Genomic DNA, 22692 nt, shown 5'->3' with positions numbered 1-22692 from the left:
CCGTATTAATCTCCTGTCAATATCTGTGAGCCGTCCAGGGTGACGCCGGTCATGATGACCTCGTCCCCGGGACGCAGGGTGTCCAGTCCGTCGGTGTTCTGGGGCACCGACACCAGCACATAGTCATCTCCCTGGTACACCATGTCCACCGGCTTGAACCGGGAGAAGCTGCCCTGGGCGCAGTAAACCCCCAGGGTCCCGTCCTCCTGCTGCCGCAGGCACACGGAGGGCAGACGCAGCCCGGTGTAGCTGTGGAGCACGATCTGGGCCGTCTGGTGCCGCAGCTGGGTGGTCTCCGCCAGATACTCCCGGCAGGCCAGCACCACCACGCACCGGCCGTCCTCCGCCGGGCCGACGGAGTGGACCGTGGCGGCGATGTCATCGGTGATGCCTTTGGTCAGCCGCAGGGACACGTTGCCGCAGCCGGCGATGCGCTGGGCCTCCTCCTGGGTGACGGCGGCGGCATAGTACCAGGTGTTGCCGTAGATGAGCTTTCCCACGTTGGCGTTATTCTCCCCGGCGGTGAGCTTGTCCAGGGCGCTGGGGGTCAGGTCATCCAGCCCCGCCGGGGTCAGCACGGACTCGTATCCGTCGCACACGGCGGAGTAGGTCCCCGCCCGGGGGGCGGTGATGTTGGCCGCGCCGGTGAGTCCCGCCTGCAAAGAGTCGATCTCGTCCTGCACGGCGGTGATCTCGGCCTTGATCTCCTGGCTGGAGGTATAGGCCCGGCTGCGCTTGACGATGGCGGCCTTCAGCTGGGACAGGTCGCCGGAGGCGGCGGTATAGTCCCCGTCAGTGAGGTTCTTCCGCAGGGCCATGATGTCGTCGGAGATGGAGCCGTCCAGCTTCAGGGCGGCGTCGGGGTTCAGGTAGGAGGACAGGGCATACTCCAGCTGCTCCAGCTGGAGCCGCTTGGCCTGGATCTGGGCCACGGCCTCCAGGGCCCCGGGGCTGTCATAGGTGGCGGCGATGACCTGGCCCTGGCCCACCTTCTCCCCCTCCTCCCGGGTGGGACTCAGGGTCCCGGCATCGGTGCGGAAGGTCTCCTCCTCCCGCACCAGCCAGCCGGAGGCCTCCACGGCATCCTCCGTGGTGCTGGTATACACCCGGGTGGTGGCGTAGGGGTTCGTCAGATACCGCACCCCCTGGACCAGGAAATAGAACACCACCGCCGCCGCCAGGGCAATGGACAGAATTTTGAATACGCGGGTGGATTTCATAACGTACCTCCTTTGGCGATTCCCGGGAATCCATTCATTTCGTAGGGCGGGGCCCACGTGCCCCGCCGCCGGTCAGGTCTGCGCCTCCGGGTCGTACAGGGCCACCGGGTGTAGCGGGACAATCGTAGATATAGCGTGCTTATAAATCACCTGCTGCCTGCCGTCGGTGTCCAGCACCACGGTGAAGCTGTCGAAGCCGGTGACGCTGCCCCGCATCTGGAAACCGTTCATCAGAAACACGGTCACGGGCAGGCTCTGCTTGCGGACTTTGGTCAAAAAGATGTCCTGAAGGTTGTTTTTCTGCATAACGAATGCTCCTTTTCTCTTTGTGCGGACGGCTGTCCGCCTGCCCTTATCCTAAGCCATGGGCCGTGAGAAAATCTGTCGCATTCTGGAGAGCCGCCGGGAAATCCGGCTCCTTGTCCCAGTAGATCCAGTGGATCGCCGGGTTCCGCCGCAGCCAGGTCAGCTGCCGCTTGGCATATTGGCGGGAGCGGAGCTTGACCTCCTCCACCGCCTGGTCCGCCGTGGCCGTGCCGTCGGCCACCGCCAGGAACTGCTTGTATCCGATGGCCTGCAGGGCCGTGGCGTCCCGGGGAAGGCCCCCGGCCAGAAGCGCCTGCACCTCCTGCAAAAGCCCCCGGCGGACCATCTCGTCCACCCGGCGGTCGATGCGCTCCCGCAGGTCCGCCCGGTCCCGGAAGCTCAGCCCGATATACACCGCCTGGTACCGGTCCGGCTTTTCCCGGCCCCGCCTGTCCCGCCGGGACATGGGCTCCCCGGTCTCCTCATATACCTCCAGGGCCCGGAGGATGCGCTTTTCGTCCCGCAGGTGCAGCCGCGCCGCCGTCTCCGGGTCCACGGCCTCCAGCCGCCGCAGCATCTCCCGGGGCCCCAGCTCCCGCAGCTCCTGCTGAAGCCGCAGGCGGGTCTGCCCCCCCTGGCAGCCGGGGGCAAAGTCGTCTCCCCGGATCAGGGCGTCCAGGTACAGGCCCGTGCCTCCGGCCAGCACCGGGAGCTTTCCCCGGCTGAGAATATCCTGGATGCAGGCGTCCGCCGCCTGGCAGAACCGGGCCGCAGACCACTGCTCCGCCGGGTCCGCCACGGCGATCATGTGATGGGGGACCCCCTCCATCTCCTCCGCCGTGGGGGCGGCGGTGCCGATGGTCATGCCCCGGTAGATCTGCATGGAGTCCACGGACACCACCTCGCCGTTCAGCCGCCGGGCCAGAGCCACGGCCATTTTCGTTTTTCCGCTGGCGGTGGGACCCACCACACACAGGACCCTGGGGGCCATAGGCCGCTCCTTTCCGGGCGTCACGCCCGCTTGAACATTTTTTCCACCTGGTATTTGCTGAGCTTCACCGCCACCGGGCGGCCATGGGGGCAATACTGGATCTCCCCGGACTGGACCCGGTCCACCAGACGCCGCAGCTCGGCGGGGTCGGTGTGCATCCCGGCCTTGATGGCGGATTTGCAGGCCATGGTGGACAGCAGGCTGTCCCGGGCCGCGTCCGGGTCCGCCCGGTTCAGCCGCAGGTCCTCCGCCAGCTCCTCCAGGGCCCCGGCGGGGTCGTCGATATCGCCGGGTACCTCCCGCACCAGCACCGCGCCGCCGAAATCCTCGCACCGGAAGCCATACCGCTCCAGCAGCGGCAGCTGCTCCAGCATCGCCGCGCAGTCCTCCGGCGGCAGCTCCACCGCCAACGGCTCCAGCAGGGTCTGGGTCATCACCGGCTCCGCGGCGGCCTTCAGCGCGTCAAACCGCACCCGCTCATGGGCGGCGTGCTTGTCGATAAGCCACACGTTCTCCTCCTCGTCCTCGCAGATGATATAGGTCCGCAGCACCTCCCCGGCGATGCGCCAGGGGGCCTCCCTGGGCGGCTCCAGGGTCACCTGCTCCGGCAGGGATACCGTCTCCTGCACAGGCGGTTCCTCCCGCACAGGCGCCGGTTCCTGCGGCTCTGCCGCAGGGGCCGGGGACGGCGGGGTGATGTGATAGCTGACGCCGGGCCGGGCCGTGGGGGCCGTGAAGGCCTTCCCCGGCTCCGGGGCCACGTCCCGCACCGCCAGGGCCGGCTGTTCCGCCGGGTGCACCGGCCGGGCCGGGGCGGCGGGCCGGGCAGTATAGCTGCCCAGCGGCGGCTTCTCCGGCTGGGGCTTCTGCTGCTGCCGGAACTCCTGGGCGGTCATGGTCCGGTAAAAGGGCTTTTCCTCCTGCCGGGCGGGCTGTTCCGCCCGGTTCAGGGCGTCCATGACGGTATAGTACACCGCGTCAAAGGCGGTTTTGTCGGATACGAATTTCACCACGGTCTTGGCCGGGTGCACGTTCACGTCCACCCGGTCCTCCGGCAGGGTCAGATGCAGCACGCAGCCGGGGAACTTCCCCTTCAGCAGGCGGTTGCGGTACGCCTCCTCCAGGGCCGCCGACAGCAGCTGGCTTTTCACGAACCGGCCGTTGACGAAGAACAGCTGGCGGCCCCGGGTGCCGTGGCCGTTCAGGGGCCGGGTCACATAGCCCGACACCTGCACGTCGCCGCCGCAGCCCCGGACCTCCTGCAGGCCCATGGCGAAGTCCCGGCCCATGGCCGCGTATACGGCGGACAGCAGCTGCCCGTCGCCGGGGGTGTGGAGCACCTCGGCCCCGTCCCGCAGCAGCTTGAAGGACACCTCCGGATGGCTCAGGGCCAGGTGCTGGACGATGCCCGCCACGGCGGCTCCCTCGGCGCTGTCCTTTTTCATGAATTTCATCCGGGCGGGGGTGTTGTAAAACAGGTCCCGCACGCAGATGGTGGTGCCCTCCGGGCACCCGATCTCCTCCACCTGGCCCGGCACGCCCCCCTCCAGATGCAGGGAGGCCCCGGTCTGGGCCCCGGTCTGGCGGGTGAAAATATCCACCCGGGACACGGCGGAAATAGCGGCCAGCGCCTCCCCCCGGAAGCCCAGGGTGCCGATGGCAACCAGGTCCCCGGCGGTGCGCAGCTTGCTGGTGGCATGGCGCAGAAACGCCGTGGGCAGCTGCTGGGGCGCGATGCCGCAGCCGTTGTCCGTCATCCGCAGATAGGTGAGGCCCCCGTGCTGCACCTCCGCCACGATGGCGGTAGCCCCGGCGTCCAGGGCGTTTTCCAGCAGCTCCTTGGCCACGCTGGCGGGCCGCTCCACCACCTCGCCGGCGGCGATCAGGTCCGCCACGTGCCGGGGCAGGCATTGAATATCAGGCATAGAGTTGTCCTTTCGTGTTACGTCAGCTTCTTTTTCAGCTCATACAGCAGCTGCAGGGCCTCCAGGGGCGTCAGGGAGTCCACCTGGGCCCGGCGCAGCCGGTCGATGACCTCCCCCTCGGCCACGGCGGCAAAGGACACCTGGTCCTCCCGGGGAGCGGGGGCTGCCGCCGGGTGGCCGGACTCCTCCTCCAGCTGCCGGAGGATTTTTCTGGCCCGGGACACCACCGCCTCCGGCAGGCCCGCCAGCTTGGCCACCTCGATGCCGTAGCTGCGGTCCGCGCCGCCGGGGACGATCTTCCGCAGGAACACGATCTCCTCCCCCCGGGTGCGGACGGCGATGTTATAGTTCTTCACGCCGGGAAGGGTCCCCTCCATGGCGGTCAGCTCGTGATAGTGGGTGGCAAACAGGGTCTTGGCCCCCAGGCGCTTGGGGTCGGCGCAGTATTCCAGCACCGCCCGGGCGATGCTCATGCCGTCGAAGGTGGAGGTGCCCCGGCCGATCTCGTCCAGGATCAGCAGGCTGTCGGCGGTGGCGGTGCGCAGAATGTCGCTGACCTCCGTCATCTCCACCATAAAGGTGGACTGTCCCGCCGACAGGTCGTCGGAGGCCCCGATGCGGGTGAAGATCCGGTCCACGATGCCAAGCCTTGCGGCCTTGGCCGGGACAAAGGACCCGATCTGGGCCATGAGCACCATCAGCGCCACCTGGCGCATATAGGTGGACTTGCCCGCCATGTTGGGGCCGGTGATGATGGACACCCGGTCCTCGCTGCGGCCCATATAGGTGTCGTTGGGCACAAACAGGGCGTCAGGCCGCATGGCCTCCACCACCGGGTGGCGTCCCTGGTGGATTTCGATGACCCCGGACTCGTCCACCGCCGGGCAGCAGTAGTTGTTCTTCACTGCCACCGCCGCCAGGGAGCACAGGCAGTCCGCCTCCGCCACGGCGGCGGCGGTGGCCTGGATCCGGGCCACATGGCCGCTCAGCTCCTGCCGCAGGCGGGTGAACAGCTCATATTCCAGGGCCGACACCCGGTCCGAGGCGGACAGAATGTCGTGCTCCAGGTCCTTCAGCTCCTGGGTAATATAGCGCTCGCCGTTGACCAGGGTCTGCTTGCGGATATAGGTATCCGGCACCTGGTCCTTGAAGGAGTTGGACACCTCGATGTAGTATCCGAATACCTTGTTGTATCCGATCTTCAGGGTGCGGATGCCGGTTTTCTCCTTTTCGGCGGCCTCCATGGAGGCGATGACGCCCTTGCCGCCATGGAGGATGCTCCGCAGGCGGTCCACCTCCGGGTCGAAGCCCTCCCGGATGAACTCCCCCTCCCGGACGGAGAAGGGGGGATCGTCGCACAGGGTGCGGCCGATGAGGTCCGTCAGGTCCTCCAGGGGGTCCAGCTGGGCCAGCTCCCCCAGGCGGCCCCGGTCAAAGGCCGACAGCAGCTCCTTTACATGGGGAAGCCGCGCCATGGCGTTTTTCAGGGATACCACGTCCCGGCCCCCGGCGGTGCCGTATACAATGCGGCCCACCAGCCGCTCCATGTCGCCGATGCCGGACAGGGCCAGGGCCAGCTCCTCCCGGGTCATGGTGTGGTCCACCAGCTGGCCCACGGCGCCGCTGCGGCGGGTGATGGCCGTTACGGACAGCAGGGGCCGCTCCAGCCAGCTGCGGAGCATCCGCCCGCCCATGGGGGTCTTGGTCTTGTCCAGCACCCACAGGAGGCTGCCCTTTTTCTCCTTGCTGCGCAGGGTCTCCGTCAGCTCCAGATTCCGCCGGGCCGTCAGGTCCAGCTCCATAAACTGCCCCTGCTGATAATAGTCCAGGTCGTCCACATGGCGCAGGTCGGTTTTCTGCGTCTCGTGGAGATAGCCCAGCAGGGCTCCCAGCGACAGCGCCGCCGCGGGATTCCCCTTGGGCAGCCGGGCGGCGGCCTCGTCGCCGAACTGGGTGCGGACGGTCCTTTCCGCCTCCTGCAATTGAAAGCGCCCGGCAGGCAGCCGCTCCACATGGCAGTGGAGCTTATCCTGCATCAGACTCAGCAGCGGCCCGCAGTCGTAGGCCGCCTGGTTCACCACCGCCTCCGCCGGGGAAAACCGCCCCAGCTCGTTGAGCAGGTGCTCCGCCCGGTCCGGACCCTGGAAGGCGGTGACGTGGGTCTTGCCAGTGGAGATGTCGCACACGCTGAAGCCCGCGCAGGTGTCGTCCAGATACAGCCCCGCGCAGAAGTTGGAGCGTCCCTCCTCCAGGCAGGCCGCGTCAATGACCGTGCCGGGGGTCACCACCCGGATGATGTCCCGGTCCACCAGCCCCTTGGCCGTGGCAGGGTCCTCGGTCTGCTCGCAGATGGCTACCTTGTAGCCCTTGGCGATGAGCCGGGCGATATACGCGTCCGAGGCGTGATAGGGGATGCCGCACATGGGGATCTTCTCCTCGAAGCTCTTGTTCTTGTCCTTATCCCGGGTGGTCAGGGTCAGGTCCAGCTCCTTGGACGCCTTCCGGGCGTCGTCGCCGAACATCTCGTAAAAATCTCCCAGCCGGAAAAACAGGATGGCGTCCTGATTCTGTTCCTTAATCTGCAGATACTGCTTCATCATGGGGGTCAGCTCTGCCATGGTTTCACCCGCGCTTTCTGCCGCATAGGCGGCTGATCTGTCGAATGGTGGTGGAAAACATTGTTGAAAAGTGCAAAACTTATTGTTCTATGGGGCATATGCCCGCTTCGCGGCGTTGGCCGTGGTATCTTATGCATCAAAAGAACAACGTTCTTTTGATGCAGGAAGCATCTCCCCGAACAGGGCCCAGGTGTTGCTGTCGGTGATCTTCACGTCCCGATACTGGCCCAGGGCGGACTTGTCCCCCACCAGGTGCACCAGCCGTCCCCCCGCCGTCCGGGCGGACAGGGGCCACCGGGCGTCGTCGGTTTCGCCGTCCACCAGCACCCGCAGGGTCCGGCCCACATACCCGGCGTGGAGCCGGGCGGAAATCTCGTTCTGGGTGCTGCACAGAATGTCGAACCACTTCTGCTTCTCCGCCCGGGGCACCGGATCGTCCATTTTGGCCGCCGGGGTACCGGGCCGGGGGGAGAAGATGAAGGTAAACAGGGCGTCGAATTCCACCTGCCGCACCAGGTCCACCGTCTCCATGGCCTCGGCCTCCGTCTCGCCGGGGAAGCCGATAATCACGTCCGACGTCAGCACCAGGTCCGGCATGACCTTCCGGGCATAGCCGATCAGGTCCAGGTATTTCGCCCGGTCATAGGGGCGGTTCATGGCCCGCAGCACCCGGTCGCTGCCGGACTGCACCGGCAGGTGCAGCTGGTGGGCCACATGGCGGCTTTGGGCCATGGTGTCGAACAGCTTAAAGCTGGCGTCCTTGGGCTGGGACGACATGAAGCGGATCAGGTAGTCGCCGTCGATCTTGTCCAGCTCCCGCAGCAGGTCCGCAAAGTCCCAGGGCTCCGGCAGGTCCTTTCCGTAGGAGTTCACGTTCTGGCCCAGCAGGGTGATCTCCTTGAAGCCCTCCGCCGCCAGCTGGCGGACCTCCTCCACGATCTTCTCCGGGGCGCGGCTGCGCTCCCGGCCCCGGACATAGGGGACGATGCAGTAGGAGCAGAAGTTGTTGCACCCGTACATGATGGACACCCACGCCCGGACCCGGCCCTCCCGGACCACGGGCATCCCCTCGGCAATGGAGCCGTGCTCGTTCTCCACGGAGAACACCCGGCCCCGGCGGGTATACACCCGGTACAGCAGCTCCGGGAACTTCCACAGGGCCTGGGGCCCGAACACCAGGTCCACATGGCGATAGCTCTCCCGGACCTTCCGGGCCACCTCCGGCCGTTGGGCCATGCAGCCGCACAGGCAGATGATCTGCTCCGGGTTCGCCTTTTTCGTGTGGGTCAGGGCGCCCAGGGTGCCGTATACCCGCTTTTCCGCATGGTCCCGGATGGCGCAGGTGTTCATCACCACAATGTCCGCCCGGGCGGCATCGTCGGTGAACTCGCACCCCATGTCCCGCAGCATCCCCAGGATATGCTGGCTGTCGGCCACGTTCTGCTGGCACCCGAAGGTGTCCACCAGAGCCAGAGGCGTCCGGCCCCGGGCCTGGTGCATGGCGTGGATTTTTTCGGTAAATTCCCGCTGGCGGGCCATCTGCCCGTCGTCGAGAAGCACTTGCTTTCTGTCCAATGGAAACCTCCCAGCCGCCCCGTGTCGTGAAAAAGGCGGCACTTCCCTAATTTAATAATTCATCATACCACATTTTCCGGCCTGATACAAGAAAGCCCGCCGGGAAAAATGGCGAAAAATTTGTGTCCCGGGCGCTTTATCTTGTCCATGGAATATGGTATACTGAAGAAAAATCGTCGAAAACGAGGATATCGCGCCATGAAAGACAACGAAAACAGGCGGCCCATGCCCCAGGCGGAGGCCGACGGCATCATCGAGGGCCGGAACGCCGTGATCGAGGCCCTGCGGGCCGGAACGGCCATCGACAAAATTTACCTGGCCAAGGGCGAGACGGACAAGACCCTGGGCCATATCGCCTCCCGGGCCCGGGAGGCCGGTGTGGTGGTGGTGGAGGCGGACCGGCGGAAGCTGGACGCCATGAGCCGCACCCACTCCCACCAGGGGGTCATCGCCCTGGCCGCCGTCCGGGAATACGTCAGCGTCCAGAGCATCCTGGATGCCGCCGCCGCCAAGGGGGAGCCGCCTCTGCTGGTGGTGTGCGACGAGATATCCGACCCCCACAACCTGGGGGCCATCCTCCGCACCGCCGAGTGCGCCGGGGCCCACGGGCTCATCATCCCCAAGCGCCGCTCCGCCGGGCTCACCGCCATCGTGGGGAAAACCTCCGCCGGGGCCGTCAGCTATCTGCCGGTGGCCCGGGTGGCCAACCTGACCTCCGTCCTGAAGGACCTGAAAAAACAGGGGGTCTGGATCTTCGGCACCGCCGCCGGAGCCTCCACGGACCTGTACAGCGCCGATCTCAAGGGCCCGGCGGCCATTGTCATCGGCTCCGAGGGAGATGGCATGAGCCGCCTGGTGGCGGAAAACTGCGATTTCCTGGTCAGCATCCCCATGAAGGGGCATATTTCCTCCCTGAACGCGTCGGCGGCCGCCGCCATCCTGCTGTATGAGGCCGTGCGCCAGCGCCGGGGATAACAACGAGGGATCACCATGCGTAACGAAGACATGCGGCCCACGCCGCCGGAGATGGACTTCACCATAGACGACATTCTGGACGAATTCGGCTCGGGTGGGTCCCGAAGGGACCCGGAGCCGGAGCCTGCCCCGGAACCGGAGCCCATCCCCGAACCCGAACCGGTCCCCGAGCCGGAGCCGGCCCCCGAACCGGAACAAGAGCCGGAACAAGAACCACAACCAGAACCCGAACCGGAACCGGAGCCGGTTCCGGAGCCGGAGTATCGCCCGGACGACGAACCGCCCCGGGACAACCCCCTGGACCGGCTGCGCCGCCGCTTCCGGCAGCGGCAGGAGGACCCGGACGAGCCCCGGGCCGTTCCGGAGGAGGACGACGAGGACGGCGTCCTGCCGGAGCGGGTGCCTTTGAGGGAGCGCCTGTCCGCCGCCGCCCAGTGGGTCCGGGACCGCATCCCCGCCCGGGACCTGGAAAACCCGGACGACACCCCGGAGGAGCCGCCGGAGCCGGAGCCCACCATGGACGACGCCGCCCGGGAGCAGAAGTGGCAGTGCGCCCGGCTGCACCGGCAGCGTCTGCTGCTGACGGCGCCCACCCTGCTGGCCATAGCCGTGGCCGTCATCGACGGGCTGGATCTGCTGTCCCAGGGGTGGTATGACCACGTCTGGCTGCGCTGCGGCATACCGGCGGGGCTGCTGGCCCTGTGCCTGCTGCTGAGCACCCGGCTGTGGCACGAGGCAGGGGAGAGCCTGGGCCATGGGCGCGTCACCGCCCCGGCGGCGGCGCTGGTGTGCGGCCTGGCAGCCCTGGCGGATAGCGCCCAGTGCCTGTTTCTGGGGCAATGCCCGAATCTGCCCTTTGCCGCCCCGGCGGCGGCGTTGCTGTATCTGTGCGCCTGCGGCCAATATCGCGCCGCCCGGGCCCGGTATGACAGCTTCCGCCTGGCCCAGCTGGGTGGCACGCCGCCGTATGTGGCCTCCGTCACCGCCGCCGGAGCCTGCAAGCAGCAGGGGCGTCTGGAGGGCTTTTACCGCATGTGGCAGTCCCCGGACCCCGCCGCCCGGTGGCAGCCCATTCTGACGCCGCTGTACCTGGCCCTGGCCACGGTGCTGGCCCTGGTGGCAGCCCTCAGCGGGCACCAGATGAACCGCTTCCTCTGGCTGTGGTCGGCGCTGCTGTCGGCCACGGTACCCCTGTCCCTGCCCCTGTCCGGGACGCTGCCCCTGTCCCTGCTGTGCCGCCGCCTGCACAAAAGCGGCTGCGCCGTGGCGGGCTGGAGGGGGGCCCGGGCCATTACCGCCGCCCGCCGGGTGGTGGTCACGGACGAGGACCTGTTCCCGGTCGGGGTCCTGTCCCTGCGCGGCAAGGAGAAGAACGAGCCCTCCGCCGCCCTGGGTACGGTGGAGCTTAACGGCCTGAAGGTATACGATCAGGAGATCGGCGAGGCCCTGGCCTATGCCGAGGCCCTGTGCCGGGCCGCCGGAAGCCAGCTGACGCCCCTGCTGCTGCAGCTGATGGACGGCCAGGTCAGCTTCCGATACGACGCCCACGACCTGCACTATTACGAGGACGGCGGCATCGACTGCACCATCCGGGGGGCCACGGTGGCCATGGGCAGCGCCTATTTCATGAAAAAGCGCCGCATCGCCCTGCCCCGGGACCTGAAAATGGAAACCGGTGTTTTCATGACGGTGGACGGCCGCCTGGCGGCCATCTTCGCGGTGAAGTACCTGCCCTCCCGGAACGTGGAGTGGGCCCTGCGGGCCCTGCGCCGGAACCGGGTGACCCCGGTGCTGGCCACCCGGGGCGTCAACATCACCCCCAATCTGCTGAAGCGGAAATTCCGCCTGAACGCCCGACCCATTTACCCGGGGGTGGCCACCCGGCTGGCCCTGGCGGACCTGACCGCCCAGCCCGGGGAGACCCCCAACGCCCTGATCTATCGGGACGGCCTGCTGCCTATGGCGGAAACCGTCATCGGCAGCCAGCGGATGTGTCAGGCGGTGCGCTGGTCCACCATCCTCAGTTGGATCGGCGGCCTGTGCGGCCTGGTGCTGTCGTACTATCTGACCACCGCCGGCGATTTCGCCGCCCTGTCGCCGCTGTACATGCTGGCCTTTCTGGTTCTGCTGCTGCTCCCCACCCTGCTGCTGTCGGGGCTGGTGAAGTATTACTAATACTTGTCCAAAATGCGCGAAACCCGCGGGCGACAAACTCTGCGAGACCTTTTTAATAAGCAAAAAACTTCCCCTGCCTATGGCAGGGGAAGTTTTTGCGTTGTCTGGCAGGGGACCGGATCCCCTTGCTTTTGCGGGGTTACTGGAGCAGCAGCAGGCTGAACACCAGGGTGAACAGTGCCACCGTTTCGATAATACCGATGACAATGAAGTAGTTTGCCGTGCCCTTTCCGGTCTCGCCCAGCGCGTCGGCGGAGGCGGCGGCCACCTTGCCCTGGAAGAAGGCGGACAGGCCGATGGCCAGGCCCGCGAAAATGCCGGTGAACATGGCCAGAGCCGCGTCACAGCCGCCCTCCACGGCGCTGCGGATGAAGTTCATCAGCAGGAAGCCATAGATGGTCTGGGTCAGAGGTGCGCCGGAGAAGGCCACCATGATGAAGGGAGCGGGCTTGCCGTTGGCGTAGCACTTTTTCCACGCACCCACGGAGGCCTGAGCGGCAAAACCGGAACCGAACGCAGAGCCCATGGCGGACAGGCCCAGAGCGCACGCCATACCAATAAATTCGATATTCATAGTTGATCTCCTATCCGTTTATTTTTTGATTTTATCGTGCTTTTTAAAGGGATCGTAAGCAATACCGGCCCACTCCATACCCAGCTGACCGGAAAACTCCAGCAGGTTCAGGCGGACGCCGTGGACCACCACAGACAGCAGGCCCATGACAATGTTCAGCCCGTGACCGATCAGCAGGATCAGGACGGCGGCGATGACCAGGGGGCCCTTGAAGCCCAGGGCCATGTTGTTGAAGCTCTGAGCGATGGCCAGGGACGCCATGCCCACGGCAAACAGGCGGATGTAGCTCATGATGTTGCCGAAGGCGCTGATGGTGTTCAGGAACACCGTGAACGCGTCGCCCAGGCCCGCCTTCAGGCCCTGGCCGAAGCTCTTGTCCGGGGACATGCCGCCGAACAGCACCACCAGCAGGAAGCCCGCAATGACCACGCAGGCCACAGGCATCAGATTCACCTGCTGGCCGATGACCAGGTACAGCACCACGAAATACAGCGCGTCGATGGCGGCCAGCCAGCCCAGGTCCGCCAGCCAGCTCAGGTCCTTCTCCCGGAGCTTGCGGCGGATGTTCATGACGCAGGCCAGCGACAGCTGCACCGTGCCCAGGATGAAGCAGAACTTCATGATGGTGTTCTGCTGGGTGGTGGATTCCACGCCGAAGTGGGCGGGATAGTTGGCGAAGGTGGGGATCACCAGGCTCTTGAGAAGCGGCACGTCCATGGCCTGCTCCAGGCCGAACCAGGTGCCTGTCAGCGCGCCCCACACAATGGTGGCGATGGACAGCAGCCACAGCAGCTGCACCGCGGTGGACGCCTTCTTGCTTTTCAGGGTCATGACCAGGGCCGCCAGCAGGAACAGGCAGCCGTATCCGGCGTCGCCGATGATCATGGCAAAGAACAGGGTGAAGAAGCCCAGAAACCAGAAGGAGATGTCATACTCCCGGTAGCCGGGAACCACGCCCAGAATGTCGAACACCGGGATCATCAGCCGGGTGACCTTGTTGTACTTGACCTTGGTGGGGACCTTGTCGTCATCGGCGGCGGGGTCCTCCATGGCCCAGGCCCAGTGGGCCTGGGCGGCGGCCTTCTTGAAGCCCTCCACCTCCGCTGCCGGGATATAGCCGGTGAGCCACACCAGGCCGTCCTGACTCTGGGAGGTGTTGCTGACGGAGGAGTACTCGGCGGCGTTCTGGGTCTTGAGCATCTGGTCGTGGATGCTGGGCAGGTGCTTGGCGGCCTCGGTCAGGAAGGCTTGGCAGCTGCGAAGCCCCTGGTCGCAGTCGTCCCGCTCACGCCGCAGCTGACCCGCACCCTTATCGGGGATAGGGAACTCGGTGACGGGGTAGGTCCCCGGCAGGGGACCGATGGAGGCCAGGGTGGGCATTTTCCCCACCGGGGCCAGGCGGATGATCTTCACGTCCGGGTCCGCCGCAAGGGCGGCCATGGTCTTTTTATCCGTCCGGTAAACGTGGATGTCGAAGCCCTGGTCCTTCAGCTCCCGCAGCTCCTCCGGGGAGAAATCGCCCCACTCGGCCAGCTTCTCCGCCGCCGCACCGGCGGCGGTTTTCTTCTCCTGCAGGGTCTTGCGGCGCTCCAGGCAGTCGGCCAGCTCCTTATAAAAAGGCTCAAAGTCCTTGTCGGACATGGGCGCGGTCTCCCGGCCCGGGCCGGCGTACTCCTGCAGGGCCATGTCCATCCGGGACAGCTGCGCAAAGCGCTCCAGATGCCGCTGGTCGGCGCTGGCCTTTTCGGCGAAGTGGACGATGCCCAGGGTCCGCAGCCGGTCCAGCAGGGCGGTTTTTTCCGATGCGGCCGCCACAATGTGGACGACCTTCATTTTTTCGATCATCCGCTCACCTCCTGCAGCTTCTTCTTGGCGATCTTGCCCCGCACCACGGCGGAGGTCTGCTGGTCGCCCAGGTAGATGCCGATGACCCGGATGTTCTCCTTGGCCTCGGGGATCTTGACCTTTTCAAACAGGTTCACCCGCTGGGCCGTGGAGCGCAACTCCTGCTCCAGAAGCTCCACCTGGCGGCGGAGGGTCTTTTCCAGAGCGTCCAGCCGGGCGATCTCCCGCAGGCGCACAGCGGCGGTGTCCACCCACAGGGGGTAGTCCGCCACGTCGTATTGGATCTCCTCAAAGCTCAGCTCCTGGAACACCGGAACGGTGACACCGGCGATGTTCTCCTGGCCGCACACCACATGGTGGGGGCGGATCAGGGTCTCCAGGCGCTTGTCCGCCGGGAAGCTGTCGTTTTCCGCGAAAACGGCCACCCAGTCGTCCAGTCCCGCCACGGCGGCCCGGCGCTGCTGCTCCACCTGCTCCAGCTGGGCCGTTACCTGCATCACCACGGACTGCAGCTGCTGCTTTTTCAGCTGCAGGGTGGGCAGATAGCGCTGAAACTGCTTCAGGCGGTCCTTCTGCACCTTCAATTCATTTTTGGTAAGTTTGACAGCCATAGGCGCACCCTCATTCCACGGCGGACCGCTTGGGCCATCTCTCCTGGATGAGGCTGGTTTTCAGGCCGGTTTCGTTGGGCTCGAAGCACTCGGCCAGGATCTCCCAGCCCAGGTCCAGCGCCTCCTCCAGCGGGATATTCACGCTCAGGTCCATCAGCTTCGTTTCAAACAGGTGCCCGTATTTCAGCAGCTTTTCGTCCCACTCGGACATCATGAAGCCCATGGACTTCTTTTCCAGACTCTCCTTATAGGCGCTGTACAGCCGGATCATGCCGTCCATCAGGGCCCGGTGGTCGCTTCTGGTCTTGTCGTTGACGTTCTGCTTCAGGCGGGACAGGGAGCCGAAGGGCTCAATGTGGCCGTTTTTCAGGTAATACTGGCCCTCGGTGATATAGCCGGTGTTGTCGGGCACCGGGTGGGTCACGTCGTCGCCGGGCATGGTGGTAACGCCCAGAATGGTGATGGAGCCCGCGCCCTCAAAGTCCACGGCCTTTTCATAGCGGGCGGCCAGGCAGCTGTACAGATCGCCCGGGTAGCCCCGGTTGGAGGGCACCTGCTCCATGGTGATGGCCATTTCCTTCTGGGCGTCGGCGTAGTTGGTCATATCCGTCAGCAGCACCAGCACGCGCTTTCCGGCCAGGGCGAACTGCTCCGCCACGGCCAGGGCCATATCGGGCACCAGGGTGCATTCCACGGTGGGGTCGGAGGCGGTGTGGATGAACATCACCGTGCGGCCCATGGCGCCGCTCTTTTCCAGGGTGTCCCGGAAGTACAGATAGTCGTCGTACTTCAGGCCCATGCCGCCCAGGACGATCACGTCCACCTGGGCCTGCATGGCGATGCGGGAGAGCAGCTGGTTATACGGCTCGCCGGACACGGAGAAGATGGGCAGCTTCTGGCTTTCCACCAGGGTGTTGAACACGTCGATCATGGGGATACCGGTGCGGATCAGCTTGTTGGGCACGATACGCTTGGACGGGTTCACGGAGGGGCCGCCGATGGGGATCATGTTCTCCGTCAGGGCGGGGCCGTTGTCCCGGGGGACACCGGCGCCGTCGAAGATGCGGCCCAGCAGGTGGTCGGAGAAGGACACCATCATGGGGCGGCCCAGGAAACGGACCGGGTCCGTGGTGCTGACGCCCTGGGTGCCGCTGAACACCTGCAGCGTCACCAGGTCCTTGTCCAGCTTGATGACGTTGGCATAGCTGTCGCCCACCAGGGCCAGGTCGCCGTTGCGGACGCCGGTGGCCCGGACCGTGACAACGTTGCCCACGATGGACTCAATTTTCGTGTAAACTTTCTGCATATTGACTCCCCTCTCAACCCGCTGCCTTGCTCAGGTAAAAGTCCTTGAGCCGCTTTTCCTGGGCCTCAAATTCCGGGGTGCGGAACACGGTGTTGTGCCAGTCCAGGAACTCCTGCCGGACCTGGTTGAAGAAGGCGCGGATCTCTTTTTTGTCGCTGAGTGCGAAGTTCCGGGTCAGCACGTCATACAGCACGTTGAACTCGTGGATCTGACGGTCGGGGTCGCAGGCGGCGTCAATGGGATCGAAGGAGTTCTGCTGCAGATACACCGCGTCCAGCAGCTCGCCCTTCTGGTATACGATATAGTCCTCGGCGGAGGTACCCTCCTCGCCGATGACCTTCATCATCTGGTTGATCTCGTTGCTGCGCTTGAGGATGCTGCGGGCCTGCTCCACCCGCTCCATATCCACCACGCCCCGGTACTTGGACCAGGAGTCGATGGGGTGGATGGCGGGGTATTTGCGGGCGTCGGACCGCTCGCGGGACAGACCGTGGAACGCGCCCACCACCTTCAGGGTGGCCTGGGTCACGGGCTCCTCGAAGTTGCCGCCGGCGGGGGACACGGTGCCGCCGATGGTGACGGAGGCGATCTTGCCGTTCTTCAGCCGGACCTTACCGGCCCGCTCATAGAAGGAGGCGATGACGGACTCCAGATAGGCGGGGAAGGCCTCCTCGCCGGGGATCTCCTCCAGACGGCCGCTCATCTCACGCATGGCCTGGGCCCAGCGGCTGGTGGAGTCTGCCAGCAGCAGCACGTCCAGACCCATCTGGCGGTAATACTCCGCCATGGTGACGGCGGTGTACACCGACGCCTCACGGGCGGCCACGGGCATGGAGGAGGTGTTGCAGATGATGATGGTGCGCTCCATCAGGGAGCGTCCGGTGCGGGGGTCCACCAGCTCGGGGAACTCCTTCAGCACCTCCACCACCTCGCCGGCCCGCTCGCCGCAGGCGGCCACGATGACCACGTCCACGTCGGCGTTCTTGGCCTCCATGTGCTGCAGAACGGTCTTGCCCGCGCCGAAGGGGCCGGGTACGCAGAAGGTGCCGCCCTTGGCCACCGGCAGGAAGGTGTCGATGGAGCGGAGCTTGGTCACCAGGGTCTCATCCGGGCGCAGACGCTCCTCATAGCAGCGGATGGGCTGCTTCACGGGCCAGGAGAACACCATGGTCAGTTCCTTCTCCTCGCCGCTTTCGTTTTCCAGCACCGCCACGGTGTCCCGGACGTTGTACACGCCCTTTTCCCGGACGGATTTCACCCGCCAGCCCTGGTCCTTCAGGCCGAAGGGCACCATGATCAGGTGGGTGAACAGCCCCTCGGGCACGCTGCCCACGGCGTCGCCTGCGGTGACGTGGTCACCGGGCTTCACCAGGGGGGTAAACTCCCAGTCCTTGTTGGGGATGGGATCCAGATACACGCCCCGCTGCAGGAAGAAGCCGCACTGCTGCGCCAGCTCCGGCAGGGGGTTCTGCAGACCGTCGAACACCTGGGTCAGCAGGCCCGGGCCCAGCTCCACGCTCATCAGCTCGCCGGAGAGCTCCACCTTGTCGCCCACCTGGATGCCGTTGGTCATTTCATAGATCTGCATGCTGGCCGTGTCGCCGTTGACGCGGATGACCTCGCCCTTGAGCCGGTCATCGCCCACCAGGACATAGCCCACTTCATTCTTTCGGACGGAGCCGGAAAAGGTGGCTGCCACCAGATTCCCGTTCACTCCGGTCACATATCCTGTCACTTTGTCCATTTTGATTCTCCTGTTTCGTTATAGGCTGGAAACCTGCTGGCGGATGCTCTGCATCAGGCCGTCGAAGGCCCGCTTGCCGGACTCATACCGGAAGGTCCGCTGCCGCTCCAGCAGCTGCAGCTTCATGGCGTAGCCGTACAGGGCGTGGTCATCGAAGTTGTGCAGGCCGATCATGCCGTCCAGGCGGCGGAATTCCAGGTCCAGCAGCAGCCGCTCCCCCTCCAGGGGATTTTCGGCGTTCACCGCCGCCGTCACCGTCTGGACAATGCCAGCGTCCCGGTCGGAGGGCACGGCGCAGGGCCGTCCCAGCTTCACATTCCGCTGATAGGTCAGCTCCCGGCACAGGGCCTTGTAAAACCCGGCCCACTCCGACAGCAGCGGCCCCTTGTCCGAGTCCACCGTCAGCTCCTCCAGCGTCCGGTATACCCCGGCGCTGACCGCCGAGCGGCACATGGCCAGAAACGCGGCGTAGTCCATGGGAGGCTCGCCCTGGGTCCGGAGCATGGGCAGGCTGGAGATGAGATAGTAATAGGAAGCCATAGGCCGCCCCCTTACAGGTGCATATCCCGGAAGAAGGGCATGAGCATCTCCGCGATCTCCTGGTCGGAGCAGTCAAAATAGCCGGAGCGGTCCTTGGCGGCCAGCCGGAAGCCTGCGCCCACCTTCTTGGAGGGGCGGAGCTCCAGGCCGTTTTTCAGCTCCTGGGCCAGCTGCTGGCGGATGCCGTCCGTCACCTGACCCACCTCCACGGCGTAGCCGGAAACGTCCTCTCCCTGGAGGGCTGCCTGGATGAGCTTGGCCAGCGTCTGCTGGTCCAGAGCCTTGCCCACGTCGGCGGCCAGGATTTTCTCAAACTCCTGCTGCACCTCCTGCCGGAAGGCCAGGACTGCGTCCCGCTTGGCCTGCTGGGCGCTGAGCTGGGCGCTGTTTTTGAACACCTCGATCTCGGCCTTGGCGTCGTCCCGCAGCTTATCCGCCTGACTCTTTGCGTCGGCGATGATGGCGTCCGCCTGCTTCCGGGCGTCGGCCAGGATCGCGGCGGCCTGCTGATTTGCGCTGTCGATGCCGTCCTTTTTGATGGAAGAAACAAGATCCTGAATCTGAAGTTCCATAATTGATCACCTTCTTGTCTGTATTTGCCTGATAGAACTGCGGGTATGTCCATATTATAATACACGCCCCAAAAAATGCAACACATTTCGGCGAATGTGTCATACAATTTCCTTATACAACGTCCCTGACATATCTACTTTTTTCACTGTTTATGTTTCCCCATAGCGAACAGTATCATGCAGGGATTTCCTGAATCTGGAAAAATGCCGGCACTCCCTCACTCCTCAAGGCGCAGCAGTCCCCGCTGCACCGAGTCGGACAGGACGAATTTCTTGTCCCCCTTGGCAGGAAAGCGTATCTCCACGATGGGGTCCCGGAAGGACAACACGGTTCCCGGTCCGAAAACCCTGTGGACGGCTCTCTGCCCGGGACGGACCCCGGACGGCGGCAGCGCCGCCTGCTCCCGGGGCAATGCCGCCGGAGCCGGCCGGTCCGGGGCCCTCCAGGCCACGGCCCGCCGGTCCACCATCTGGCCCAGGGTCAGGAACTCCGTCTCGCCGGAGGCATAGGCCACCATGCACTGCCCCCGGCAGCAGGCCCGGATCACGCCGCCGCCCTTTTCGGCGTGGCGATAGTGCTTTCCGCACGGCTCCGTATTCAGGGAGGCGAACACGTCCTCCGGCCCGATGTATTCCCGGGGCAGCCCCCGGCGCAGCTCGTCGGCAAAGGCGGACTCCCGATTCCGGCAGGCGAACAGATACAGCCGGTTCCGGGCCCGGGTCACGGCCACATAGAACAGCCGCCGCTCCTCCTGATACTGGTCCTGCTGCCCGGCGTCCTTCGGCTCCGTCACCGCCGGAAGGATGCCGTCCAGCACGTCCAGCAGATACACCGTGTCGTACTCCAGGCCCTTGCTGGAGTGGACGGTGGACAGGATCAGTCCCCCGCCGCAGGGCAGGGAGGGAGCCGACACCAGGGCCTGCAGCTCGTCCAGGCGGCGGCACAGCCCCTCCAGCCCGGTCTCCTGCCGGGCCAGCAGGCAGAGAATTTCATATTTGCCGCCGTCCAGCTTCTGGCGCTCCGCATAGTCCCGGTAGCGCAGGCCGTCCCAGATGCGGCTCAGGCCCTGGACGGCAGTGTCCTGCAAAAGCATGGGCAGCATGGTCAGCAGGGCAGCGGCGCTGTCCCTGCCGTATTGGGACAGCTGCGGAAAGCCCAGCAGCTCCCGAAGGATGGAGCCTCCGGTGGCCCGGCTTTTCTGGCAGGCATACTCCGCCGCCTTTTTGGAAATTCCGCCGCCGACCTTGTAGTAAATTCGCAGGAAGGTCTCCGCGTCCGTCTGGTCATGGGCCAGGGCGATGATGTCCCGGATGTCCGCCACGATCCGGTGGGTGAAAAAGGCGTCGTCCATCCGGCGGCAGCGATAGGGTATCCCGCCCCGGTCCAGCAGGTCGATCAGCGGCAGGGCGCTGTCGTTGTTGCGGTAAAGCACCGCCGTCTCCTCCCGGACGCTGGCCGCCATATTCACCAGCCAGGGGTACTGGTCGGCCCGGTCCATGGCGTAGATCACCCGGACGGCAGCGCCGGAGGCCCGGGTGGGGTGGATGGTCTTGGGGCGGCGGTGGTGATTTTTCCGGATGAAGGCGTCCGCCGCCCGGAGAATTTCCGGCGTGGAGCGGTAGTTTTCCTCCATCAGCAGCACCCGGGCCCCGGGATAGGTCTGTTCAAACTGCATCAGGGCATCCGGATAGGCGGCCCGGAAGCCATAGATGCTCTGGTCCTCGTCGCCTACCATGAAGATATTGCCGCTTTTCCCGGCCAGCAGGCGGATGATGGCGTGCTGGATCCGGGAGGTGTCCTGGGACTCGTCCACGCAGATATAGGGGAAGCGGTTCTGAAAATAGGTCCGCACATCCTCGTGGAGCTCCAGAATTTTTTTGGCGTACACCATCTGGTCGTCATAGTCCATCCATTCATTGTCCCGCAGGGCCTTGCCGTATTCCCGGTACAGCTCCGGGAATTTCTCGAAGCCGGTGTCCAGCTCCCCCAGCCGCTCCTCCGGCAGCATCATGTTCTTGGCATAGGCGATGCTCTTGCGCAGCTCCTTCACCACGCTCTGGGTGGGGTACTCGCCGCACAGGTCCCGGTACAGGTCCGAAACCAGCTTCGCCAGGGCGCTCTCGTCCTCCGCCAGGATGAAGGGCGGCCTTTTGCCGCAATTTTGGGCATAGTAGGCGATGATCTTGGAGGACACGCCGTTGATGGTGCGGATCTCCGGGGGATGGGGGCAGTCCTGGCCGAACAGGGCGGCAAAGCGCTGCTTCATCTCCCCGGCGGCGGCCCGGGTATAGGTCATGGTGAGGATCTGGTCCGGCGCAATGCCGCAGCAGCACAGCATATAACCCAGGCGGGTCACCAGCACGGTGGTTTTCCCGCTGCCGGGCACCGCCAGCAGCAGCACAGGGCCCTCCACGGCGTGCACCGCCTCCTGCTGCTGGCGGTTCAGCCGGGCGGCATATTTCCGGTCAAAGGCTTCCCGGTCCATGGCGCGCCTCCTTTGTCTTTTATGGTCCGGCATGCATTTTATCACAAATCAGAAGGCTTTACAATCGGCTCCCGCCCCGCCGCCGGAACCGGATTTTTGCCCGCCGGGGAAGAAAATGCTTGCAATCCGCCGGGAAATGTGTATAATAGATGAGCAGGGTGTACTGCCCTGTTCATATGGGCTTGTAGCTCAGCTGGGAGAGCGTTCGGTTCGCATCCCTATGGCTGCACATCGACCTGCGAGTTTCAGCCCATGATTTCGGAGAGAATTTCCTCTGAAATCTTCTAAAATCGAAAAACTTGAAAATCTGCTTTTTGTTGCGAAAACCCCGCAAAAAGCGGCGATATGGGCCCATAGCTCAGCTGGGAGAGCGTTCGGTTCGCATCCGAGAGGTCGAGGGTTCGAATCCCTTTGGGTCCACCATTTCGAGAAAAATCACCGCCAATTCGGCGGTGATTTTTCGTTTGACCACAATTATACCACAGACGGCAGAAAATCCTGACCACTCTTGGAATCCGCAGGCGGTGAGTAGCAGCCCCTCACCACCTGCGGATTTTCGTTTTATGTGTTTGCCGGTTCGGCAAGTTCTGCTCTGACCTCGTCAAAGTATTTCTGTACCGTGGTGCGGTCCATGCCTGTTTCCCGTGCGATATAGCTTTTATTGCTCACGCCGGGGTTCTTGCGCAGGTACTCCGCCAGCTGCTTTTTCTTGGGACTGACACCGTCTGGATACTCCGCAGCCGTCCCATTCCGCAGGGCGGCGATCTCCGCTTTCATTTGCAGGATCAGCTTCGCCAACTTTTCCTCGCATTCCTCCTTCGTGTGGCCATACACATTGCGGGAGTGCTTCTTCCCATCTGGCCAGACGGGAGAGTAGCGCCCCTCCCATAAGTCCTCTTTAATCTGTTTGATGTACCCTGTGCCGGGTCTGCGGCGGGGCGGTGTGTACGGCTCAAACGTCTGCGCTTTCGGTGCAGTCTCCGCTTTTTGCTCGGATGCTTCTGCCTTTGCGATGCCACGGTCGATACTTGCCGCGGCATTTTCCTGCATCTCGTTTGTGATGTGGGTGTAGATGTTCAGCGTGGTCTTGGCGGAGACATGGCCAATGAAACGGTTGACATATCCGCCTTAATGGATTAGACTTATTTTATAAAAGATGTTTTCTGTGTCCACTTTTGAGCATACTATACCATGTCAACACCCTATTGTCAAGTCTTAGCGAAGGCAGT

General features: G+C 64.7%; 17 protein-coding genes and 1 tRNA gene. 3 read left to right on the top strand and 15 right to left on the bottom strand.

Features of this window, described 5'->3' with window-relative positions; genetic code table 11:
- Positions 1-5: 5 nt before the first annotated feature.
- From LKD37_RS01935 to miaB, 6 genes are all read right to left on the bottom strand, one after another.
- Positions 6-1220, bottom strand: a complete 1215-nt coding sequence (locus tag LKD37_RS01935) for a biotin/lipoyl attachment domain-containing protein (RefSeq protein WP_302927697.1) — start codon at positions 1218-1220, stop codon at positions 6-8.
- Positions 1221-1292: 72 nt separating this feature from the next.
- On the bottom strand, positions 1293-1526 hold the full coding sequence (hfq, locus tag LKD37_RS01930; protein WP_302927696.1) for an RNA chaperone Hfq: 234 nt from the start codon (positions 1524-1526) through the stop codon (positions 1293-1295).
- Positions 1527-1572: 46 nt separating this feature from the next.
- Complete coding sequence (gene miaA / locus LKD37_RS01925) at positions 1573-2517, bottom strand: tRNA (adenosine(37)-N6)-dimethylallyltransferase MiaA (RefSeq protein ID WP_302927695.1); 945 nt, start codon at positions 2515-2517, stop codon at positions 1573-1575.
- 20 nt (positions 2518-2537) lie between these two features.
- Positions 2538-4442 carry a DNA mismatch repair endonuclease MutL gene (mutL, locus tag LKD37_RS01920; RefSeq protein WP_302927694.1) on the bottom strand — a complete coding sequence of 635 codons (1905 nt, stop codon included), beginning with the start codon at positions 4440-4442 and terminating at the stop codon, positions 2538-2540.
- 17 nt (positions 4443-4459) lie between these two features.
- The gene (mutS, locus tag LKD37_RS01915) at positions 4460-7060 is read right to left on the bottom strand and encodes a DNA mismatch repair protein MutS (RefSeq protein WP_302927693.1); all 2601 of its coding nucleotides are present in this window, start codon (positions 7058-7060) and stop codon (positions 4460-4462) included.
- 129 nt (positions 7061-7189) lie between these two features.
- Positions 7190-8635 (bottom strand): tRNA (N6-isopentenyl adenosine(37)-C2)-methylthiotransferase MiaB, encoded by a 1446-nt coding sequence (gene miaB / locus LKD37_RS01910; RefSeq protein ID WP_302927692.1) that lies wholly within the window; start codon positions 8633-8635, stop codon positions 7190-7192.
- A 198-nt stretch (positions 8636-8833) separates the two neighbouring features.
- On the opposite strand from miaB, the gene rlmB reads away from it, so the two are divergent.
- Together rlmB and LKD37_RS01900 are read left to right on the top strand one after the other, a co-directional pair.
- Positions 8834-9610: a 23S rRNA (guanosine(2251)-2'-O)-methyltransferase RlmB gene (gene rlmB, locus LKD37_RS01905; protein ID WP_302927691.1), complete on the top strand. Its 777-nt coding sequence runs from the start codon at positions 8834-8836 to the stop codon at positions 9608-9610.
- A 15-nt stretch (positions 9611-9625) separates the two neighbouring features.
- Complete coding sequence (locus LKD37_RS01900; RefSeq protein ID WP_302927690.1) at positions 9626-11785, top strand: hypothetical protein; 2160 nt, start codon at positions 9626-9628, stop codon at positions 11783-11785.
- A gap of 139 nt (positions 11786-11924) precedes the next feature.
- On the opposite strand, the gene LKD37_RS01895 is transcribed toward LKD37_RS01900, so the two are convergent.
- The 8 genes from LKD37_RS01895 to LKD37_RS01860 all read right to left on the bottom strand — a co-directional run bounded on the left by LKD37_RS01895 (position 11925) and on the right by LKD37_RS01860 (position 21463).
- Positions 11925-12359 (bottom strand): ATP synthase subunit C-like protein, encoded by a 435-nt coding sequence (locus LKD37_RS01895; RefSeq protein WP_302927689.1) that lies wholly within the window; start codon positions 12357-12359, stop codon positions 11925-11927.
- A gap of 18 nt (positions 12360-12377) precedes the next feature.
- Positions 12378-14204 (bottom strand): V-type ATP synthase subunit I, encoded by a 1827-nt coding sequence (locus LKD37_RS01890; protein WP_302927688.1) that lies wholly within the window; start codon positions 14202-14204, stop codon positions 12378-12380.
- Positions 14201-14815 (bottom strand): V-type ATP synthase subunit D, encoded by a 615-nt coding sequence (locus LKD37_RS01885; RefSeq protein WP_302927687.1) that lies wholly within the window; start codon positions 14813-14815, stop codon positions 14201-14203. The genes LKD37_RS01890 and LKD37_RS01885 overlap by 4 nt, the downstream gene beginning before the upstream one ends.
- 10 nt (positions 14816-14825) lie before the next feature.
- Complete coding sequence (locus LKD37_RS01880) at positions 14826-16121, bottom strand: V-type ATP synthase subunit B (protein ID WP_302927686.1); 1296 nt, start codon at positions 16119-16121, stop codon at positions 14826-14828.
- 13 nt (positions 16122-16134) lie between these two features.
- Complete coding sequence (locus tag LKD37_RS01875) at positions 16135-17865, bottom strand: V-type ATP synthase subunit A (protein WP_302927685.1); 1731 nt, start codon at positions 17863-17865, stop codon at positions 16135-16137.
- A gap of 18 nt (positions 17866-17883) precedes the next feature.
- Positions 17884-18405: a hypothetical protein gene (locus tag LKD37_RS01870; protein ID WP_302927684.1), complete on the bottom strand. Its 522-nt coding sequence runs from the start codon at positions 18403-18405 to the stop codon at positions 17884-17886.
- An 11-nt stretch (positions 18406-18416) separates the two neighbouring features.
- Entirely contained in the window at positions 18417-18977 is a 561-nt protein-coding gene (locus LKD37_RS01865; protein WP_302927683.1) for a hypothetical protein, read from the bottom strand.
- Between the two features lie 218 nt (positions 18978-19195).
- On the bottom strand, positions 19196-21463 hold the full coding sequence (locus tag LKD37_RS01860; protein ID WP_302927682.1) for an ATP-dependent helicase: 2268 nt from the start codon (positions 21461-21463) through the stop codon (positions 19196-19198).
- A 347-nt stretch (positions 21464-21810) separates the two neighbouring features.
- Between LKD37_RS01860 and LKD37_RS01855 the strand changes: the two genes are divergently transcribed.
- Positions 21811-21886, top strand: a tRNA-Ala gene (locus LKD37_RS01855).
- 138 nt (positions 21887-22024) lie between these two features.
- Here LKD37_RS01855 and LKD37_RS01850 read toward each other — a convergent pair.
- Positions 22025-22513: a hypothetical protein gene (locus tag LKD37_RS01850; RefSeq protein ID WP_302927681.1), complete on the bottom strand. Its 489-nt coding sequence runs from the start codon at positions 22511-22513 to the stop codon at positions 22025-22027.
- Positions 22514-22692: the final 179 nt, after the last annotated feature.

Origin of the sequence: Brotocaccenecus cirricatena (assembly GCF_020687045.1) — a bacterium.
Classification (GTDB): domain Bacteria; phylum Bacillota; class Clostridia; order Oscillospirales; family Oscillospiraceae; genus Vescimonas; species Vescimonas cirricatena.
The sequence above is the reverse complement of the archived record's forward strand: the minus strand, read 5'-3'. Positions and strand labels throughout refer to the sequence as shown.

Excerpts from the sequence above, each read along its gene's own strand:
- LKD37_RS01865 (WP_302927683.1), bottom strand. The coding sequence starts at position 18,977 with ATGGAACTTCAGATTCAGGATCTTGTTTCTTCCATCAAAAAGGACGGC.
- rlmB (WP_302927691.1), top strand. The coding sequence starts at position 8,834 with ATGAAAGACAACGAAAACAGGCGGCCCATGCCCCAGGCGGAGGCCGAC.
- LKD37_RS01850 (WP_302927681.1), bottom strand. The coding sequence starts at position 22,513 with ATGCAGGAAAATGCCGCGGCAAGTATCGACCGTGGCATCGCAAAGGCA.
- LKD37_RS01895 (WP_302927689.1), bottom strand. The coding sequence starts at position 12,359 with ATGAATATCGAATTTATTGGTATGGCGTGCGCTCTGGGCCTGTCCGCC.
- mutL (WP_302927694.1), bottom strand. The coding sequence starts at position 4,442 with ATGCCTGATATTCAATGCCTGCCCCGGCACGTGGCGGACCTGATCGCC.
- mutS (WP_302927693.1), bottom strand. The coding sequence starts at position 7,060 with ATGGCAGAGCTGACCCCCATGATGAAGCAGTATCTGCAGATTAAGGAA.
- LKD37_RS01890 (WP_302927688.1), bottom strand. The coding sequence starts at position 14,204 with ATGATCGAAAAAATGAAGGTCGTCCACATTGTGGCGGCCGCATCGGAA.
- LKD37_RS01935 (WP_302927697.1), bottom strand. The coding sequence starts at position 1,220 with ATGAAATCCACCCGCGTATTCAAAATTCTGTCCATTGCCCTGGCGGCG.
- LKD37_RS01870 (WP_302927684.1), bottom strand. The coding sequence starts at position 18,405 with ATGGCTTCCTATTACTATCTCATCTCCAGCCTGCCCATGCTCCGGACC.
- LKD37_RS01885 (WP_302927687.1), bottom strand. The coding sequence starts at position 14,815 with ATGGCTGTCAAACTTACCAAAAATGAATTGAAGGTGCAGAAGGACCGC.
- miaA (WP_302927695.1), bottom strand. The coding sequence starts at position 2,517 with ATGGCCCCCAGGGTCCTGTGTGTGGTGGGTCCCACCGCCAGCGGAAAA.
- LKD37_RS01900 (WP_302927690.1), top strand. The coding sequence starts at position 9,626 with ATGCGTAACGAAGACATGCGGCCCACGCCGCCGGAGATGGACTTCACC.
- LKD37_RS01860 (WP_302927682.1), bottom strand. The coding sequence starts at position 21,463 with ATGGACCGGGAAGCCTTTGACCGGAAATATGCCGCCCGGCTGAACCGC.
- LKD37_RS01880 (WP_302927686.1), bottom strand. The coding sequence starts at position 16,121 with ATGCAGAAAGTTTACACGAAAATTGAGTCCATCGTGGGCAACGTTGTC.
- hfq (WP_302927696.1), bottom strand. The coding sequence starts at position 1,526 with ATGCAGAAAAACAACCTTCAGGACATCTTTTTGACCAAAGTCCGCAAG.
- LKD37_RS01875 (WP_302927685.1), bottom strand. The coding sequence starts at position 17,865 with ATGGACAAAGTGACAGGATATGTGACCGGAGTGAACGGGAATCTGGTG.